The sequence below is a fragment of the Streptomyces sp. NPDC090442 genome, assembly GCF_044769405.1.
Lineage (GTDB): Bacteria > Actinomycetota > Actinomycetes > Streptomycetales > Streptomycetaceae > Streptomyces.
Genome location: NZ_JBIVXW010000018.1, coordinates 107,868 through 126,607, shown reverse-complemented (window position 1 = coordinate 126,607; position 18,740 = coordinate 107,868). Strand labels below are relative to the sequence as shown.

At 68.8% G+C, this 18,740-nt stretch carries 12 protein-coding genes and 1 pseudogene; 7 read left to right on the top strand and 6 right to left on the bottom strand.

What is annotated here, in order from left to right; genetic code table 11:
• Nucleotides 1–882: 882 nt before the first annotated feature.
• Nucleotides 883–2,223: a tetratricopeptide repeat protein gene (locus ACIQU6_RS15545; RefSeq protein WP_403482138.1), complete on the top strand. Its 1,341-nt coding sequence runs from the start codon at nt 883–885 to the stop codon at nt 2,221–2,223.
• 514 nt (nt 2,224–2,737) lie between these two features.
• Nucleotides 2,738–3,568: an alpha/beta fold hydrolase gene (locus ACIQU6_RS15540; RefSeq protein ID WP_403482137.1), complete on the top strand. Its 831-nt coding sequence runs from the start codon at nt 2,738–2,740 to the stop codon at nt 3,566–3,568.
• A 416-nt stretch (nt 3,569–3,984) separates the two neighbouring features.
• On the opposite strand, the gene ACIQU6_RS15535 is transcribed toward ACIQU6_RS15540, so the two are convergent.
• The gene (locus ACIQU6_RS15535) at nt 3,985–4,158 is read right to left on the bottom strand and encodes a hypothetical protein (RefSeq protein WP_403482136.1); all 174 of its coding nucleotides are present in this window, start codon (nt 4,156–4,158) and stop codon (nt 3,985–3,987) included.
• Nucleotides 4,159–4,617: 459 nt separating this feature from the next.
• On the opposite strand from ACIQU6_RS15535, the gene ACIQU6_RS15530 reads away from it, so the two are divergent.
• Genes ACIQU6_RS15530 through ACIQU6_RS15520 form a run of 3 tightly spaced genes read left to right on the top strand, consistent with a single transcriptional unit; the run spans nt 4,618 to nt 12,682 of the window.
• On the top strand, nt 4,618–5,967 hold the full coding sequence (locus ACIQU6_RS15530; protein ID WP_403482135.1) for an acyltransferase domain-containing protein: 1,350 nt from the start codon (nt 4,618–4,620) through the stop codon (nt 5,965–5,967).
• Entirely contained in the window at nt 5,964–11,927 is a 5,964-nt protein-coding gene (locus ACIQU6_RS15525) for an SDR family oxidoreductase (RefSeq protein WP_403482134.1), read from the top strand. The genes ACIQU6_RS15530 and ACIQU6_RS15525 overlap by 4 nt, the downstream gene beginning before the upstream one ends.
• A 59-nt stretch (nt 11,928–11,986) precedes the next feature.
• Nucleotides 11,987–12,682 carry a L,D-transpeptidase gene (locus ACIQU6_RS15520; RefSeq protein ID WP_403482133.1) on the top strand — a complete coding sequence of 232 codons (696 nt, stop codon included), beginning with the start codon at nt 11,987–11,989 and terminating at the stop codon, nt 12,680–12,682.
• 97 nt (nt 12,683–12,779) lie between these two features.
• Here ACIQU6_RS15520 and ACIQU6_RS15515 read toward each other — a convergent pair whose 3' ends face one another.
• The 4 genes and pseudogenes from ACIQU6_RS15515 to ACIQU6_RS15500 form a co-directional block, all read right to left on the bottom strand.
• On the bottom strand, nt 12,780–13,595 hold the full coding sequence (locus ACIQU6_RS15515; RefSeq protein WP_403482132.1) for an SDR family oxidoreductase: 816 nt from the start codon (nt 13,593–13,595) through the stop codon (nt 12,780–12,782).
• A gap of 351 nt (nt 13,596–13,946) precedes the next feature.
• Complete coding sequence (locus ACIQU6_RS15510; protein ID WP_403482131.1) at nt 13,947–14,525, bottom strand: hypothetical protein; 579 nt, start codon at nt 14,523–14,525, stop codon at nt 13,947–13,949.
• 204 nt (nt 14,526–14,729) lie between these two features.
• Complete coding sequence (locus ACIQU6_RS15505; RefSeq protein WP_403482130.1) at nt 14,730–15,494, bottom strand: NAD(P)-binding domain-containing protein; 765 nt, start codon at nt 15,492–15,494, stop codon at nt 14,730–14,732.
• A 384-nt stretch (nt 15,495–15,878) separates the two neighbouring features.
• Nucleotides 15,879–16,055, bottom strand: a pseudogene (locus ACIQU6_RS15500) (MepB family protein); the annotation flags it as partial.
• Between the two features lie 118 nt (nt 16,056–16,173).
• Here ACIQU6_RS15500 and ACIQU6_RS15495 point away from each other — a divergent pair.
• Both ACIQU6_RS15495 and ACIQU6_RS15490 read left to right on the top strand, forming a co-directional pair.
• On the top strand, nt 16,174–16,521 hold the full coding sequence (locus tag ACIQU6_RS15495) for a PadR family transcriptional regulator (protein ID WP_403482129.1): 348 nt from the start codon (nt 16,174–16,176) through the stop codon (nt 16,519–16,521).
• Entirely contained in the window at nt 16,518–17,234 is a 717-nt protein-coding gene (locus ACIQU6_RS15490; protein ID WP_403482128.1) for a hypothetical protein, read from the top strand. The genes ACIQU6_RS15495 and ACIQU6_RS15490 overlap by 4 nt, the downstream gene beginning before the upstream one ends.
• Before the next feature lie 93 nt (nt 17,235–17,327).
• Here ACIQU6_RS15490 and ACIQU6_RS15485 read toward each other — a convergent pair whose 3' ends face one another.
• Nucleotides 17,328–18,632, bottom strand: coding sequence for an MFS transporter (locus tag ACIQU6_RS15485; protein WP_403482127.1), 1,305 nt, complete (start codon nt 18,630–18,632; stop codon nt 17,328–17,330).
• Nucleotides 18,633–18,740: the final 108 nt, after the last annotated feature.

The following is an 18,740-nucleotide window of genomic DNA, read 5'->3' as shown; positions in this document are numbered from 1 at the left end:
CCATTGCAGGAACCTCTCCTGCGCTGCATGACGTACTGCCCGGAGGTTCTGGCGCGCTTTGTAGGGCGTCGATGCAGGCTGCGAGGCGGCGCTGCATCTCCTCCAGCTCTTCGTCGGTCAGTTCGTCGATCCACGTGGAACGGGCCTTGACGTCGTCCCGACAGGCGTCGAGTTGACGGAACAGTTCCCGGTGCCTCACGTGCCGGTGCCACCACTCCTCAACCTTCCAGCACCACCGCGTCCAGCCCCTCAACGCTTCGCCTTCCGCCTGTGGGCGTGGGTCCCCAACTCCACCGTGCACATGGCCGCTTTCCCGTACCGTCCGTGCTTCCGGTGCGCTGCTCGTTGCTTCACCAGCTCCGCACACACGTCGCATCCCTCGACCGGCTTCGGCTCCGGGAACGGGTCCAGCAGGTGCACGGGGTCGCTCATGCGGGGAGCCATCAGCACCCCACCTCCACACCGTGAATCCGATGCGGCCCGACATCTACGCCGTACGTCGCCAGCCACGCCGCCCAGCGCCGGGCACGCTGCAACCGCCGCTCCCGCTGAGCGTCCGGGCGTTTGGTGAGGGGCGGTTGGTTGGTGGACCGGTGACGCCCTTGTGTGGGCAGTAAGACTTTCAGGATCAGTTCGCTGATCCACGCGTTATGTTGGCGCATGTCGTCAACCTCCTAGCGGTTGGTGACCATGCCCCGGGGCCGTGCGGACGGTCGCCGGGGTGTCCCGTACCTGGCACCCCACGTTTGACGTGGGTGACGTTTTGACGGGTGATCTGTGCTCGCTCTAGGCAACTCGACTGCTGTGCACAGCGGTACCGTGGCAACGGGAGTGGTTTTTAAGAGCTTTAAGTGCCCGACCAGTCCGAGGAGTTGAGCGCACATGGGTACGCCTGCACCGAACAGAGGTCTTGAGCGACTGCACCGTGAGACTGGCTGGACGCTCCGTCAGTTCGCGCAAGAGGTCAACCGCATTGGCACCGAACGGCGAACGCCCGTGAAGTACCGCGAGCCATCCGTTCACCAATGGCTCAAGGGTCACATGCCAAGGGAGGGCACTCGAACGCTGATCTTGGAAGCCTTGGCCCGCAAGCTCGGTCGCCCTGTCACACGTACTGAGGCGGGGTTTCCCTCGCCCCCCAACCAATCGCGCGTATGCGCGAGTTCTACTGAAGGGCTCGTTGACCTGGGGAGGGGAGACATGGACCCCTCACGCCGCAGTGTTATTGAGGCCGGACTGTTCTCTGTCGCCCTCAACGTTCCGGGCTGGCCTGATGTTGTTGGACGAATGGAAGCTGTCCAGGCGGGCCAGGCCCAGCGGGTAGGGATGCCGGAAGTTGAAATGGTCATCGCGATGACCGAGCGAATTTCCGACCTGGACGATCAGTTCGGCGGCCGTCATGCTCGGCCGATGGCTGCGGCATTCCTCGTAAACACAGTCGCTCCGTACCTCAAGGCTGACGCTCCTGATTCAGTGCGTAAGGCGATGTTGTCGGCGGCATCCGACTTGTGTTACCTCACTGGGTACATGGCGGTAGACGAGGGGGTTCATGGGCTGGCTCAGCAGTACTATGTAAAGGCGCTGGAACTTGCCGGTGCGTCCGAGGATCACTTGACGTACTGCACCACACTGCGGGGGATGAGTGTTCAAGCAGTAGACCTTGGACATGGGCGACAGGCCATGCGGCTGGCTGACGCCGCCGCGTCCGCATCGCCAAATGCCGGGCCTAGAATGCGTGCCTTCCTTGCTGGTCAACAGGCCCACGCGTCAGCGCAAATTGGTGACGGTAGTAATGCGTTGACGTACCTTCGGGAAGCTGAGACAGCTATGGAGAAGGCGGAGTCCCGGGCAAAGGCTTTCGGCTCTTATGATCCGTCGTCACTGCTGTACCACGTGAGTCAAGTTCGTTATGAACTCGGTGACACCGTTGGGTCAGTTAGTGCACTGGAACAGTCAGACCGGCAACGACAGGGTGTATATCGGCGTGCGCGCGTCCGTCATCGGTGCACCCTGGCCGAGCGGCAGCTGGAAATTGGACACCTTGAGGCGGCCTGCGAGACCTGGAATCTCGCTCTTGACGACTACCCGAGTGTTCAATCCGGCCGTGCGGACGATCGCATTCGATCCATGTATACGCGAGTTCGTCCCCACCTCAAAAACCATGCTGCACGGGAACTCTACGAGCGGGCGCGACTGGTCACCCCGTCTTCATGGCTCGCTTGATGCTTGACGCAACGACCGCCCTCATCGCAGAAGGTGGCCGTCCGCATGCCCCGGAGCGCCAGAGTCGTTGACCGGCGTAACCATCGGACAAGGATCTGGATCTCTCCCTCCTCCCGATGAGGGGATACCACAGCCATCCGCCGCCCACCCAGTAACCACATCCCGACACTCGATCACACGCCGGGAACGTACGTCATCGGCGACAGCCTCTGGACGTGGCAGGGACGTTGGGGCTCAGGGTGTGGACAGGCCGCTGCTACCTTCGGAGCCCTGGCTAGTGGATCCTCCCCAAGGAGGCCAGGTTGAGGGGGCCTTCAGTCACGCCCTTCCTGCTGTCACCCACCACGGCTGAGGGTGCGCGCTGGAAGCGTGAAGAACTCCCCTCGCCACAAGTCACAAGTCACAAGTCACAAGGCACTCCTTCACTATTCCCAACGTCATTCACGGGCATCAGCTGTGGATCAAGGCTTAGCCTCAAGGGAGTTGATGTTCGTCAGCTTCGGGAGGATGACCTATGGCAGCCGTTCACGTGACCGTGTGGGATGACCGCGATGGGGCCGGAGGAGGCCGGGCCCCGGGGGCCGCTGCTGCCCCCGCCCTCTTCATCCACAACATCTTCACTTGGGGCAGCGACTCCGCATACGGATTTGGCGGGCAGCGGCCCCTCGCGGACAGCCGGCGGCTGCTCCTGATGGATCGTCGGGGTTACGGGGACAGCCCGGACACCGCGCGCAGCGACTTCGACGTCGACGCCGAGGACGTTGTGGAAATTCTTGACGACGGGGCCTCCAGCGTGGGGCCCGGCGGCGCCCACCTCGTGGCGCACGGGAACGGTGCCGTCGCCGCGCTCATCGTCGCCGCGCGACGACCGGACCTCGTCCGCTCCCTTGCCCTCATCCAACCCTCTGCCTTCACCGCCGCCGCGCACCATCCAGCCGTCGCCGCGCTCCTCGACCGGGTGCGCGAAGGTGCCCCTGGCCTCCCGGAAGACATCACGCCGGAGCAGTATCTACGGGCGTCCACCGAGGGGTTGGGGATGGCGATGCCCGAGCCCACGCCGCGCAGGCTCCGCGCCGTTGCCACCTCCATGGGGGAGCGACCCATCTGGGAGGCGGAGATCCCGCTGGAGGCGATCCAGGGCGCCGCCCTGCCGGTTCTGGTGATCTGCGGAACCTGGGATGGCGCACCGGCCGCGTACCGCGAGCACGTGGGGGTTCCCCTGATGGCCGTGGCCGAGTCCCTCACGGACTCCCTCGGGGGCCGCCTCCTGCGGGTGCCCGGGTACTACCCGCACACCCAGGAGCCCGCTGCCGTCAACGCCGCCCTGCGGGAGTTCTGGGGCTGACCCAGATCCGCATCGGCTGCCCGTCCCACGAGGCCCACCCTCGCCCGCCGGTCCTTCTCATCACGTGCAAACCGCACCGGGCCCGGCCTGCGCGATCAGATACGGTCCACCGACGGCACCTGGGAGCGGCTGCTCCAGCAGGCCCAGATCGAGGCGGCGAACCCAGTAGTGCGCGGCCGGTGATCGTGGGGAGCGGGCACGGGGCAGACCACGTCCTGGCTCAAGACCGGCCGGCGGAACGGTAGTTCGGGTCCCAGTGGACAACCGTCGGCGAACAGCGGGTCAGCGCGGGCGTGCCTGGCCCGGGCGCCGGTCGCCGGCCGGGCGGCGAGGCTGCTGACGACGCCAGCCCGCGGACGGTGAAGCTGACGGGCGGCCGGTTGGGTAGCGGCTGATGGCAGGCCGTAGCAGGGGAGTCAGCGGTGGTGGGGCGCAGGTCGGGCCGTCTTCGTGGCGGAGGGCTGCCATCCCGTGGCCTGCGCCCAGGGTTCGGCCACGGCGACCACGAGATCGACCACGAGATCGACCACGGGGCCCTTGACGTCGGCGTAGGTGGCGAGATCCGGCACGGCCTCGGGGCGCGCCCGCAACCAGTGATGGAAGAGAAGCGTCGGCCGGTCGTTGGGTGAACTGGCCCTCCACGCCTGGAGGTTGACGTGCAGCCCTTGGCCTCGTGGCGTACCCGCAGTTCGCCCAGACACCACCACACCGACACTGCTGAGGTTCCTGGCGCCACACAGGTAATTCTCGCCCCACCGCTGACGAAGACCACCGACCGAGGAACTCGCCGTGCCCCAGCGGACAATGGGGGAGTGCACATCGCCGGACTGTCCGCCGGAGCCTTCCGGCGTAAGGTCCGTGCGCCTTCAACGGACTGACGCGAGTCGGTAATGATCGATGAGAGGCGTGAGGCCACGATCCGGTGTATGCCACCTCATGGCTGCGAGATCGGACCCCTTTTCTAGCCACTCAGTCTGGCGCGCCTCAAGAAGTCCGCCACCCGACGGACATGCCTTCATCGGCACCGGCACCGCTCCAGGGACATCACTGTGACGCTGCGAACCGCATTCCTCTTTCCCGGCCAAGGGGGCTATCTCCCCGGCGTTTTCCTCCACCTGATATCCAGCCACCGAACTATCCGCGACACGTTGGACGAGATCGACGCCCTCGCAGCCGAACGGTCCCGCTCACCCGTCGCCGAGTTGCTGACCGACAAGGACGCCCCACCCCTTCAGGAATTGGTCGAGACCGAACCGGCCCGCCTCCACCTGGCCATCTTCGCCGCGGGAATGGCCACCTTCCGCCTTCTCACCGAGGAATACGGGGTCGGCTGCGACATGGTGGCCGGCCACAGCTTCGGAGAGATCACCGCCCTCACCGCTGCCGGGGTCTACCGCCTGCGCGAGGGCGCCGAGATCGTGTGCCTGCGTGACGACGCCTTCGCAGAGTGCCCGCCACCGCCGGGCGGACTCCTGGCGCTCAACACGGGGCATCGGCGGGCGGCACACATCCTGGGGGCCGTGGACGCGTGGGACGTGGTGATCGCCGCGGACAACAGCCCCGAACAGGTGGTGGTATCCGGCCCGTTGGCCGCTCTGGGCCGGGTCGGATCGATTGCGGAAACGCTTGGTCTGCGCGCCACGCACCTGCGCGCGCCGTACCCCTTCCACCACCCGCTGCTCGCTCCCGCCGCAGAGCGCTTCGCGAAGGGCGTGGCGGACATCCCGCGCCGCACCCCACGGGTGAAGGTGTTCTCTCCGCTATTGGCGCGGGAGGTCTCGACCGGAGACGACGCGACAGAGGTCGTGGTCGGCCACCTCACCCGACCGGTCCGCTTCTCGGACTCCGTACGTGCCCTGCGGGGGTACGACGTTCGCCGCTTCGTGGAGGCCGGGCCCCGAACGACACTGACCGACCTGGTCGTGCAGACCGTACCGGCGGTGGAGACGCTGGCACCGTTGCGCCGCCGCACGGACTCCCAGGCACTCCGCACCGCCCTGCTCCCTCCGGGCTCCGAGGTTCCTCCCGCGCCTGAGGCAACTGGAGTGCCGGCGACCAGTGAGCCCGTCCCGGCTCCGCACCCGGACCCGCCGCCACCCGGATCCGACAGCGGTCCGAGCGCCGCGCAGGTTCTGGAGGAGCTGCGGGAGATGTATGCCGAGGCAGTCGGCTACCCGGTGGAGGTGTTCGAGCCAGGGGTCGAGCTGGAAGCCGACCTGGGCATCGACTCCATCCAACAGACCGAGCTGTTCGCGCAGATCATCACGCGGCACGGTTTGGCGGTCGACCGCTCGGCGTTGCGGATCACCAACTACAGCACGCTGGAGTCGGTGGCCGAGCTCGTCGTGAGCCTGCCCCACGCCACCTCGGGTACCTCCTCACGAGGCTCAGCGGCATGAGCCCGGCCACGGAATCGGACTTCGCAGGCCGGGTCGTCCTGGTCACCGGCGGTACCAAAGGAGTGGGCCGGGCCGTCGTGGCCGAGTTCGCCCGGCGCGGCGCCCATGTGATCGCCAACTACTTCCACTCCCAGCAGGCCGCCGAGGCCCTGCGCGAGGAGATCCGGCAGACGGGCGGAACCGTAGAGCTCGTACGCGGCAGCGTGGCCAAGCCCGGCGACGTGGAGGCCATGATACGTACGGTGCACGAACACCACGGGCGACTCGATGCCCTGGTCAACTGCGCCGCGCGTGGGGTGTTCGAGTCGTCGGAGGTGCTCACCGAGCACGACTGGCACCGTTGTTTCGAGGTCAATCTGCACGGCCCGCGGCGCTGTGCCTGGGCTGCGTTGCCCCTGCTGTCCCGCAGCAGGGGAGCGATCGTCAACGTCTCCTCACTCGGGGCGAGCCTGGCCGTCGCCAACTACGCGGCGGTAGGTGTCAGCAAGGCCGCGCTGGAAGGGCTCACCCGCTATCTGGCCGCAGACTTCGGCCCCCGGGGCGTGCGGGTCAACAGCGCGTCGGCCGGCTTCCTGGAGAGCCGGACCATGGACCTGTTCCCGGACCGGGAGCAGTTGCTGCAGACCTCCAGGGAGGCGTCGCCGCTCGGGCGGCTGGGTACGGAAGCCGAACTGGCGCAGGTGGTGGTCTTCCTCGCCTCGCCAGCGGCAAGCTGGATCACCGGTCAGTGCCTCCTCGCCGACGGCGGCCTGTCCCTGGGCCGGGCCATGCTGCGCGGTGACAACCCACCGCCCACCAAGGCGCCCAGCCGGCAGCCAGCCACCCCGCATCCGGACGGGACCGTCGCCCTCGGCTCATCCCCGACAACCCACACAGCCGCCACCGGCGTCAAGGCGTCCGCCATGCCCGCGGCTCCGACCCCGAACCCAGGGACGAGGGTGACCAGTTCACCCCAGCAGCCCGCCGGAACGATTCCTCCCCCCGAACCCGCCGCGGCGGCCCCCACCCACGTCCACCGACCCGCGCGCGTCGCACCGACCACGTGCCACAGCGGTGCCGTGGCCGTCGTCGGCATGGGGCTTGAGGTGCCCGGCGCGGCATCACCGGACGCACTGTGGGCGCTGCTGCGCGGCGACCGACCGGTCTTCGCGGAGCCCGGCGGACGGTTCGCCCTGGCGGACTTCTGGGATCCGGACCCGCGGGCCGAGGACCGCACCTACAGCCGGACACTGGGTTTCGTACGCGGCGAGGAACCGTTCTCGCCCAGTCAGTCAGGTGCCGAGGGGGACCTGGCAGCACGCTGGCTTCGCCACAGCATCGTCCAGGCGACCGCGCCACTGACCGTGCCACGCGACAAGCCGGTGTCGTGCTTCGTCGGTGCCTGCACGGACGGCAACCAACATTTCGAGGAGGCGCTCGTCGTCGAGCACGCCGTGCGCCGAATCGCCGCGCACTGGCCCGGTGAGGAGCCGACAGGGCAACTCACCGAACGACTCCGGGACTTGCTGCGGGCAGGGTATCCCTTCGACGACGGCCGGGCCCGAGCACACCTGCCGCACTCGGTGGTCCGCTCCGCGACGGCGGGCCTGGTCCCGACCCACACTCGACACACCGTCGTGGACACCGCCTGCTCCTCATCGCTGTACGCCATCGACCTCGCGGCCAAGGCACTGCTGGCCGAGGAGTGCGAACTGGCGCTCGCGGGCGGCTACTACATGGTGACCCCGCGCCTCTCCGTCCTCTTCAGCCGACTGGGCGGACTGTCCCACACCGGCGACGTGCGCCCCTTCGACGCGCGAGCCGACGGAACCCTGTTCTCCGACGGGGCCGCGGTACTGGCCCTCAAGCGGCTGGAAGACGCACGCCGCGACGGTGACCAGATCCATGCCCTGTTGGCCGGATTCGGCGCGGCCGCCGACGGCCGCGGCAAGTCCATCTACGCGCCCAACCCCCGAGGCCAGGAGCTGGCACTGCGCCGAGCGCGCGACGTCAACGCCGTCCGCCCCGAAGACGTCGGCTGGATCGTCGCCCACGGCACCGGTACCCAGGCGGGCGACCTCGTAGAACTCGGCACCCTGCACGACGCGGCGAGAGGCGCCACCACAGCCTCCGACCGCACACCGGTGTGCACGAGCAACAAGTCGCTGATCGGACACACCGGTTGGGCCGCGGGTGCCGTCTCGGTGATCCACGCGGCCCTCGGCCTGCGCCACGGACTCGTACCGGCCCAGCGTCGATTCGACCGACTCCCGCCAGACGCTCCGGCCGGCCGGGTGATCATCCCGCTCCAGGACACCCCGTTCCCCGACCCGGGACGAGGGACCGACCGAATCGTGGGAGTGTCAGGCTTCGGCTTCGGCGGGACCAACGGCCACCAACTCCTGCGGCGCGACCCCGGCCCCGGCGCCGCCGCACCCCACGCAGGCCGCCCGGACCGCGAGGGAGAACTGGTGCTCATCGCCTGGAGCGCACTGCTGCCAGGCATGCCAAACCGGAAGGACACCGAAGCCAGACTCCGATCCGGCGCCCCACCGGCCAGCGCCCGAAGCTTCGAGGACCTCTCCTCACTGGCCTCCGCCCACGGTCTGCGTCTGCCGCCACGCACCCTCGCCGCCGTCGACCGCACCCATCTCATGGCGCTGCTCAGCGCCGACCTGTTCACCGCCGAGCACGGACCGATATGGCAGGGCACGGAAGAAACCACCGGAGTGATCGCAGCCCACACCGGACCACCCGCCGGATTCGGCACCGCCGCACTGCGCTGCTACGCACAGAGCCTCACCGAACTCCCTCGCCGCCGCCTCGACATCGATTCCGGTCTGCACCGCGACGACCTCCACACGGCGGTCCGCGCCGCCGTCCACGAGCTGCGACGCACTACCGCCGCCACGAGCGAGAACACCCAGCCGGGCATCATGCCCAACGTCGTCCCGTCCCGCATCAGCAACCAACTGGGGCTGAACGGACCGGTCCTGGCCATCGACGCGGGACTCGCCTCCGGGCTGGTCGCCGTCGAAACCGCCGGACGTTACCTGCGGTCCGGCGAGATGGACCTCGCCCTGGCCCTCGCGCTCAACGGCAACAGCACTCCCGAACTGGCCACCCTCCTGAGGACCCACGAAGAGGCCCTGGCCGAGGGCGCATTGCTGCTCGCCCTGGCCTTGGAACCACAGGCCCGGGCCCACGGATGGCCGGTGCTCTGCCGACTCGACATCACCCCACCCGACCCGGACTCCCGTCCGCCCGCACCGCACGGCACGGACCGGCGCCCGAGTTACCTCGCCGCCGACGGCGTGATCGACCTGCTCTCGGCCGTCCTGCGCACCGACGACACGTCGACCACCCAAGTCACCGGCCCCCACCCGGCCCCGGTGATCACCGTGCGCCCTCCAAGCGCCCCCGACTCCAAGGCCGTTGCCGAACCGGAGGCCGTGCCGGAGCAGACCACCCGCCGCTACGCCGAGACCCTGGTAGCCGAGCCGCTTGCCCCGACGGCCGGGGCAGACGCCCACCGACCCGACACCACGACGACTCCGCCCGGCAAACCCGGCACAACCCTGCTGCTCGTGGACGCCGCCGCCCCGGCCGACGCGGCCGCCGCACTGAGGCCGGCCGACCGTGTGGTCACCGTAGGCCCGGATGACACCCCCGAAGCCGTCGTAGAGCGGGCGTTCCGCGACGGCGCGGAGGACGTCCGGCACCTCAGGGTGGTGGCGTCCTGGCACCAGAACCGCCGCTGGCCGAAGGCCCCCGACAGGTCCCTGCTCACCCTCCAGGAAGCCATGTTCCTGATCGCCCAGCGCGGCCGCGACCGGATCGCCGACCACGGCACCCTGGGCATCCTGCTCCTTGACCCCATGCCGCAGGGGACACCCCACCCCCACACGGCACTGTTCACCGGCTTCGCCAAGAGCCTGTCCTGGGAATGGCCCCAGGCACGCCTGGCCGCCCTGGTCACCGACCTGCCCCCGCAGGACGCCGCAACCCAACTCGCAGCGGAAATCAGGGAGTACGACGGCTCACCCTCCGTCGTCCACCGCACAGGCACCCGCTACCGGCACCGACTGCACACCAGCCCACCACGATCCTCGGCCAACGAACGGGAGTACCGACTCGCACCCGGCTCGGTCGTCCTGGCCACCGGCGGCGCCCGCGGAATCACCGCCGCCGTCCTCAAGGGCCTGGCACACGCCACCCCGATCAAGGTCTGGCTGATCGGCTCCTCGTCCCTCGACGACGTACCGGACTCCCTCCTACGGGCTCCCGACAACGAGCTGAAGGCCCTACGCGCAGCCCACATCAAACGCGGGCTGCACGGCCCGGACCGCCCCACACCGGCCCGACTCAGCCGGGACTTCGACCGACTGCTACGCGCCCGGGAATCCCAACTCACGCTGCACGCCCTACGGCAGCTCTGCGGACCGACCGGCGCCCACTACCTCACATGCGACGTCACCGACCCCGCCTCCGTCGCCGCTGCCACCCGTACGATCCTGGACACCGACCCGGAGATCGAACTGTTCCTCAACGGCGCCGGTCTGCACAACGCCGGCAACATCGACCAGAAGGACCTCGCGGGCTTCCGACGGATCCGGGACGTGAAACTGCTCGCCTACCACCACTGGAAGACCGCCCTCGCCGCCGCACCACCGCACCGCTGGTGCAACTTCGGCTCCGTCACCGGCCTGGTCGGCCTACCGGGCGAGACGGACTACGCACCGGCCAACGACTTCTACTCCGCCGCCGCCCAGTACGAGGCGGGCGCCCGCGGACACGACGAGTTCACCATCGCCTGGACCGTCTGGGCAGAGACCGGCATGGGCTCCAGCGACCTCCTCCAAGCCTTCAACAGCCGCAACCAGCGCATGACCCCCCTCAACCCGCCCGAAGGCGCTGCCCACTTCGTGGCCGAGTCCGCAGCACGGCCGACGAACGAACCCGTGGTCACCTTCGTCGGCGAGGCCGAGAAACAGAGCTTCGGCGGACACTTCCCGCACTACTTCAGCCCCGCCCTCCCACCACCCGACGGACACTTCCTCGGCGTCCCCACACGACGCAGCGCAGACTCCGCCGTCTGGACCCTCACCCTCAACCGCGAGGGCTACCTCGACGGACACCTCGTCGGCGGCGCCCCCACCATGCCAGGCACCTTCCTCGCCGAGATCGCCGCCGAAGCCGCCCGATACCTGGCCCCCTCCGCCTCACCCACCACCCTGGAAAACCTACAGTTCCGCGCCTTCGTCCGACCCGGCGGACGCGCACCCCACCACGTGCACGCCCAACGGGCCACAACGGACAACGGCAGCAACGCCGTTCACGTCCGGATCACCTCGGACGTCATCAGCCCCCACGGACTGCTCCTGCGCCCGGACCGCGAGCTCTTCCGGGCCACCGTCCTCCTGGACGACGAACCCACCGAGAACCACGACCCCGCCCTCACACAACCCTGGGACGCACACGACGGACTGCCGACGACCGACCCCTACTACCTATCCGATTCCCCCGTCGCACTCTCCGGTGTACTGCGCGCCACCTGCCGATGGCGGGACATGCCGCACGGCACCAGCGCACTGTGGTGCCCCGACCCCACCACCCTGCCCGCCGCCCTGACCGGATTCACCCTCCCCTCCGTCCTGCTCGACAGCCTGGCCCGCTGTCAGGCCCTGCGCCCGCGCCCCGACGGCACCACGGAAGTAGCGGTCCCCCGGGCGTTGCGGCGGCTGGAAATCCACTGCGCCGCCAACGACCCCGTGCTGGCCGCCCGCCACCCCGAAGGCATCGAACTGCGCTGGGACTCCCGCACTTCAGACCACGTCGCGCTCTCCCCAGAGGGCCGACTCCTGGCCCGCCTCTCCGGGATGAGCGTCATACCGATGACCACGCGCACCAATACCGCCCGCCGCACCACGAACAACCAACGGCCCGCGCCCGATCACCGTCGTCACGGCCGAACTCCGTGACTCCTTCCGCCGCCGCCGGTAACTTCTGACCAACCGTCCCACTTCCCCCGGGGGTTGCCGTGGCCGTCGTACCTGCCGGTGTCGCACTCACTGCCGTCCTGCTCGCCCTGACCCCGGACGGCAGCGGCCCGCCGCTACCGGACCGGCTCGCCGACACCGGCGGCGGCAGCCAACTCATCACCGCCGTCGCGCCCAGCACCGACGCCACGACCGGGACACTGACCTGGTGGGACCGACGCGGCGGCACATGGGTCGCGGCCGGCAGCGCACCCGCCCGGTTCGGGGCGAACGGCCTCGTCGAGGGCGACAAGCGCAGACAGAGCACCAACACCACCCCCACCGGCCTCTACGACCTCCCCTACGGCTTCGGGATCAAGGCCCCGCCGAGCGGAACCTCGGTGCCGTACCGCCGCGTGAACCAGAACTCCTGGTGGTGCGAGGACAGCCGCTCGCGCGCCTACAACCGCTGGACCGAGCCGCTGCCCGCCGACTGCCGCGCCACCGAGTCCGAGCACCTCGCCGACTACGACACCCAGTACACGCACGCGCTCGTCATCGGCTTCAACTACGCCAAGCCGGTTCGCGACCGGGGCGCGGGCATCTTTCTCCATGTCAACGGCCGGGCCGCGACAGCCGGTTGCGTCTCCGCCCCCGCGGACGCCGTCCGCCGGATCCTGGCCTGGGTCAAGCCCCACCAGCGACCGCACATCGCGATCGGAACCACCTCCGGACCCACCGCGATCACTCGTTACTAGGAGGATTGCGTGAGGCCGTTGTGGATCAGGTGGTCTGGTGCCTGAGGGTGGTTCTGGCCAGCAGTCGCCATCGATCCGCTGTGAAGGGCACCGTCCACTACGGGCGCAGGAGCGTGCGCATCACCGCATCTGCGGCGCTGGACGGGGCCAGACGCAGGAGGCGCGTCAGGGATGCTTCCCATCCGGTGCGGTAGCGATGGTGCGGTCGGCGGGCGGTGAGGGCGCGGCGGACTGTGCGAGCGACAGCTTCGGGTTGTTGGGGGCGTCGCCCGGTGATGATCCGTTGGGAGCGTTCGTAGCCCTTTGCGTAGCGGGAGTGTGCCGGGAGCCGGGCGAGGGCGTCGGTGACCATCGGGGTGTTGATGAAGCCGGGTTCGATGAGGGAGAGGTGGATACCGGATCCGGTGATCTCGACGCGAAGGGCGTCGGTCAAGGCTTCCAGGCCGTGCTTCGCGGCGCAGTACCAGCCCAGGTACGGCAGGGGGAACACCCCGGCGATGGAACTCATCTGGATGATGCGGCCTTCGCCGCGTTGGCGCATGCCGGGCAGGACGAGGCGCGTCATGCGGGCAGTGCCAAGCAGATTGGCTTCCAGCACGGCGCGCGCGTCGGCTTCGTCGAGGTCTTCGAAGGCTCCGGCGGCTGCGACGCCGGCGTTGTTGACCCACGCCCAGGCGCTGCCGCCGGTCAGGTCGGCGATCTCCGCGACGGCGTCCCGACAGGAGTCGGGGTTGGTGATGTCCAGGAGGACCGTGCGCAGGCTGTGGCCGCGTTCGGCGGCGGCGGAGACGAGCCTTTCGGCCTTGGCCATGGACCGGGCGGTGCCGATGACGTGAAAGCCGTGGGTGGCCAGGTCGAGCGCGGTGGCCCGGCCGATGCCGCTGGTGGCTCCGGTGACGACGACCGTCTTCATGGGCAATCCCTGCGGTGTGAGCGGTACGGCGGCACGGTGTCTGTGGCTTGCGGCTTTGGCGGGCGGCCGATTCGGTCGGCCGGGCCGCTCAGACGCTCGCGACAGCGCAGCTTGACGTGAGTGTGCGAAGTCGGCGACTCCGCGAGTGTGTGACTTCCTACCCTTCAACTCACGTGATTTCACGGCAGATTCATCCGCGTCATGCATTCGTGTGAACGGGTCCTTTTCCCGCTTACCGCTGCAAAGCGCTTCGTGAAATGATGCTAAGCATCACGATGCCGTGTCCGGCGGAACATAAGCGATCCACCGGACACTCCGTGGGCCGATTGTGTCACCCGCGTGCGCTGATGCTCAGAATCCTGGACTCACCCAGTGCGCCATGACCCCGGTGCGTCCGTCGCCCTGGTTGAGGATGGAGGCGCCGCTGCTCGCCCCGACGCGGTACGTCTTGAGCTCCACCGTGTCCCCGGCGGCGAAGACGTGAAGGAACGTCTGCCCGGAGGTCGTCTGGAGCCCGTGACCCGCGCCTGCGTTTATGCCGGTCAGTGCTTCACTGCCGGAGATGACTCCGGCCTGCGTGAATAATGCCGTGTGGATCCACAGTGCCCCCTGCGCGGGTAAACCGATGTTTGCGCGGATGTTGTAGGAGACCAGCCACACGCCGGCATAGGGGATGGTGAATTTCGGAACCTCGGAGACCGACTCGTAGTTGGGGCCGGCGCTGTTGACGGGGTGATTGAAGTCGTTCGGGATGATCTGGATCCATGAGCGTCCCTGCGGGGAGCCCGCAGTGGTCGGTGATGTCATGCCCATCACGCTATGTCCGGCATTGATGGTCAGGCGGGCATTCTTGGCATCCCGGCGGGATCTCGCTCGCCAGTCGGCCGGAAGGTCGCAGAGAAACGTTCCCGCCAATGACAGGGTTTCCACAGTGCGTCTCTCGGGACTCCGAAGAGCCTGACGCGGGGCAGGTCGCCAGGACCGGACCCAACCCCGGACAGGCCCGTGTGCACCGGCTGACGGCCCATCACCGCGTCAGTCGCGGTGATGGGCGGCGCTCGTGAGCCATGGACCAACGCGGTGACCACAACCACCGACTCGCAGGTGGCTCGGGCGCGAGGCGCGTGCCAAGGACTACCGCAGATCGGCAAGCAGGCCGTCGAGGGCCTTCTTGAGGGCTTCGGAGTTGGCCTGGCTGAACCAGGTGGTGCGGATGCGTTCGTTGTTGCCGTTCGGGGTCTCGTGGTCGGCGGCGAGTTGGGACAGCGAGCGGGTCTCGTCGTTGAGGGAGCGGCCCACGCCCTGGAAGAGGCTTCGGACATAGCGGTCGGCGTCATCGGAGGCGATGCCCTGGTCGGCCGCCCACGAGGTGAGGGTGGCGAGGTAGGTGTAATGGGTGGTCAATGTCCCCGTCAGAGCGGAGAAGACGTCGAAGGCGGCCTCGTCCGCAACGGGGAGCGCTCCGCCCAACTGCCCGAAGAGGGCGTCCACTTCCGGGTGCGACGGATACACCACCGTGACGGAGCGGCGCTCGCGTATAGCGGGCAGCGGGATGGCCCGGACCAACTGCGCGTCGGTGGCGAGCGTCTGGCGCAGGTCGTCGTTGGCGACGCCGGCCATCACGTTGACCACGATCTTGTCGCTGTCAACCCGCAGGCCGGCCAGCGCATCCTGCCGGTCCTGGCGGCGTACGGCAATGATCACCAGCTCGGAACGGTCCACCACATCCTGGTTGTCGGCGCACACCTGCACGCCCCCGAAACCTTCGACCAGTTCGGCGCCAGTGCGGGCGCCTCGCGGGGAGAGGAAGACCTCCGTCGACGTGTCGCCCCCGTACCGTAGGCCCATCACGATGGCCCGACCGATCTCGCCCACTCCGATGATGCCGATGCGCTTCACAGTGACTGCCTCCAATAGTGCGTTGCGTGGTGGTCCTCGCCGGTGCTGATCCGAGCCTGGGGCATTGAGTCGGGTCGCGGCCCCGCCCTATGCCGCTCCGCGCCTTTTACGCGGGCCATGGCTCGGGGCGCGCCGTCGCCGGGATGGCCGACGACTCCGATCATCACCCACGGAGCCACCCGGAGTCGACGTCCCGTCGGCCGCGGGCTTCTCCATGGGAGCGCGAGCAACCAAGCTCCCTGCCAAGTAGCAAGTAGGGAGCCGCTGCAGCGCTCACAGATGTGCAGTGTGATGTGCCCCGCTGCTGGCGCCGCTTCGCGTGGTGGAGAGCCCTGACATGCTCCAGGTTCACAGCCCTGGCCTAACCCATGGGCAGGAAGTGGTTCACCTGCCACGCCAGGGTGTTGGGGGCCTGACGGTTCGTCGCCGCACCCACGGCGGGTAGACGCGAAACGCCCGCTTTCCGTCGGAGTCGCCCTGGGGGAGGATGCCCCGCCCACAGAGCGCGCCCCCGGGGATCGCGAACTGTCTGAACCGGTCACGGCCACGGCAGTTGACGACGAAGAGGCGAAGGCGCGCCGGGCTACCGGAGTGTGCACGGCTCTCTCATGGACGTTCCGCGCTTCCCTGCCTCGCACTATCTTGCAGTGCATGACTCTTGCTGTGTAAGGTATTGACCATGGAGGAGACATCCACTCCGCGCGCCCAGTGGCTGCGAGGGGTGCTGGATATGTGCCTGCTGTCCTTGATGGCGGAGACCCCGGCCTACGGGTACGAAATGACCGTCCGGCTCGCCAAGGCCGGGCTTGCGGTCGCAGACGGCTCGATCTATCCGGCGCTGGCGCGGTTGCGCAAGCGCGGGCTGGTCGAGGTCGAGCGCCGCAGCGGGGACGGGGGCCCTGCCCGTACCTACTACAGGCCCAGCGAAGCAGGCATGCGGATACTCCGGTCGTGGACCCGCGACTGGAGCGAATTCACCACGAGCATCGGCTCCATCATCAACCAGCCTACGCGGGAGGCACCATGACACCGACGGTCGAGGAAGCCGTACACCAGGCCAGGGAGACCTGGCGCCGCCTCGGGGTCGAACAGGACGCGGTCGAGGAGATGACCGAAGAACTGGCGGCAGACCTGACCGCCGCGGCCTTTGACGGCCAGTCAGTCACCGATTACCTCGGCAAGGACGTCGAAGCCATTGCTGTCTCCTGGGCGGCCGAACGCGGTCTGGTACCGGTGCGTCGGCGCCTGAAGGAGACCGCCGTCGCGGCAGCTATGGGTGCCACCGTGCCCGCCCTGGCCGCCCTTGGCATCTGGTGGGTGTCCTGGTCCGGCCTCCTCGGCGGCACTACTGAGTCAACGACAGCCACAGCTGGCGGCGGAGTGCTGTGGGAGGTGTACAAGTCCCCCAATCTCGGCGTTCCTTTGATGTGGGTGGGCTGGGTCGCGTGCCTGCTTGCTGCCTTCTTCTTGATCCGCCGCACCGTCGCCGCCGAGCTTGAGCGCACGCTGGACCCCGCGCGCAAAGCCACCACGCGGGCCATGACCAAGGCCCTTCCCCTCATTCTCCCGGCAGCGGCCGTACTGGGCGGCGCGATCGGCCTCTTCGGGGCGTACGCGGTTGGGTATTTCCAACTCCTGTTCACCGTCCCGATTGCGCTGGCCGGAATGATCGGCGCCGTCGCAGCCGGTGCCGCCTGGGTCCGACACCGTGCCTGCCCGCCCGTCACCGTCACCGGTTGAGCTGCATCGGACCACCGGAAGAACCGCGGGAGAAGACCGCCGAAAGCGTGTCGCCTGCGGGCGGCATCCCGGCCGCGATCTCGAACTCGTCGATCAGCGTGGTGAGTTGTGCTCCGTCGATGCGGGGTGCGATGACGAGCGCGCCGCCGTCGCCGCGGTGCCGGCCGCTGTCGGTTCGGGTCGGGACGGTGCCGGATTTCCCTCAGCCTTCGTCGCTCGTTGCCGCAGCGTCCATGGCACACCGATGAGGAGGCAGACGCCGAGCAGCCCGGCGGTCACGGCGAAGGCCGCCGGTGGACCGGACCGCCCGACCAGGACACCGCCGACGGCCGTGCCCAGGGAGCCGCCCAGGTTGTAAGCGGTGTTGATCCACGCGCCCGCCTCGGTGCGCGAACCCTCGGGGACGTACCTGTCGACCAGTTGGTAGGCCGCAATCAGCAGGACGTCGGTGCACGCTCCGGCGAACAGGAGGGCCGCCCCTGCGGCCGCGGCGGCGTACACCAGCACGGGAAGTGTGTAGAAGAGGGCGACGGCAACTTCCATGAGAAGTGGCCGGCGCCAGAGGGCGCCACGCCAGCGGCGTCCACCGTACGTCAAGCCACCGAGGACACCGCCGACGGAGAACAACGTCGTCAGCACCCCGGCCGTCACCGAGCCCCAGGCGGCGACGATCGCGATCTCGACCAGGGAGAAGGCGGCCGCGGTACTCAGCGCGAGCAACAGCAACGGCGGGAACTGCCCAGCGCGCAGGGGACTTTGGGGGTGGCCGGCAGCGGGCGATGCCGCGTCGCCAGTCACCGAGCTCCGACGCAGGGCCGTGGCCAGCCAGCCAAACCCGGTGATGACCAGGACCGCGCACAGCACGAGCACGGCGGGTGCGGAGGCGAGGGCGATCAGGAATCCACCGAGGACGGGGCCGAGTGCGAAGACGGTGGACTCCGCCGCCGTGTCCAGGCTCAGCGCACATTGCCGCTGTGCCTCGTCCGCGGCCAACCTGCTCCACGCCGTGCGCATCAACGGGCCGACCGGAGGCGGGAACAGCCCCGCCAGCACGGTCAGGCAGACGGCGAGCGGGGTTGGTACGCGGACGGCACAGGCGGCGGCCAACGTGCACACGAGCAGCGCGTAACAGACTGCCAGGAGCATCAGTGTGGCGCGATGACGCTCGACCCATCGGGCCCGAACGGGGCCAAGGAAGGCGGCGATCAGGCCGAACAGGCCGGTTGCGGTTCCCGCGACGGCGTAGGAACCGGTGCCCTCCCGCAGTGTGAGCAGCAGCGGGAGTCCGAGCAGGCCGTAGCAGAGCCGAGCGAGCATCGCGGCGGCGAACAGGTTGCGGGCATGTGGGAGCGCGAGGACAGCGCGATACGACGCACTGCCCCGGTCGGGGCTTGGCATGGGGCTCTCCGAGGTGGGGGGACCGGGCATCGCGGCCATGGCTTGGCCTGGTCACGAGCGGGCATGACGGATCGGCGTACCGCCCCTTCGGCCATCACAGGTCATGAC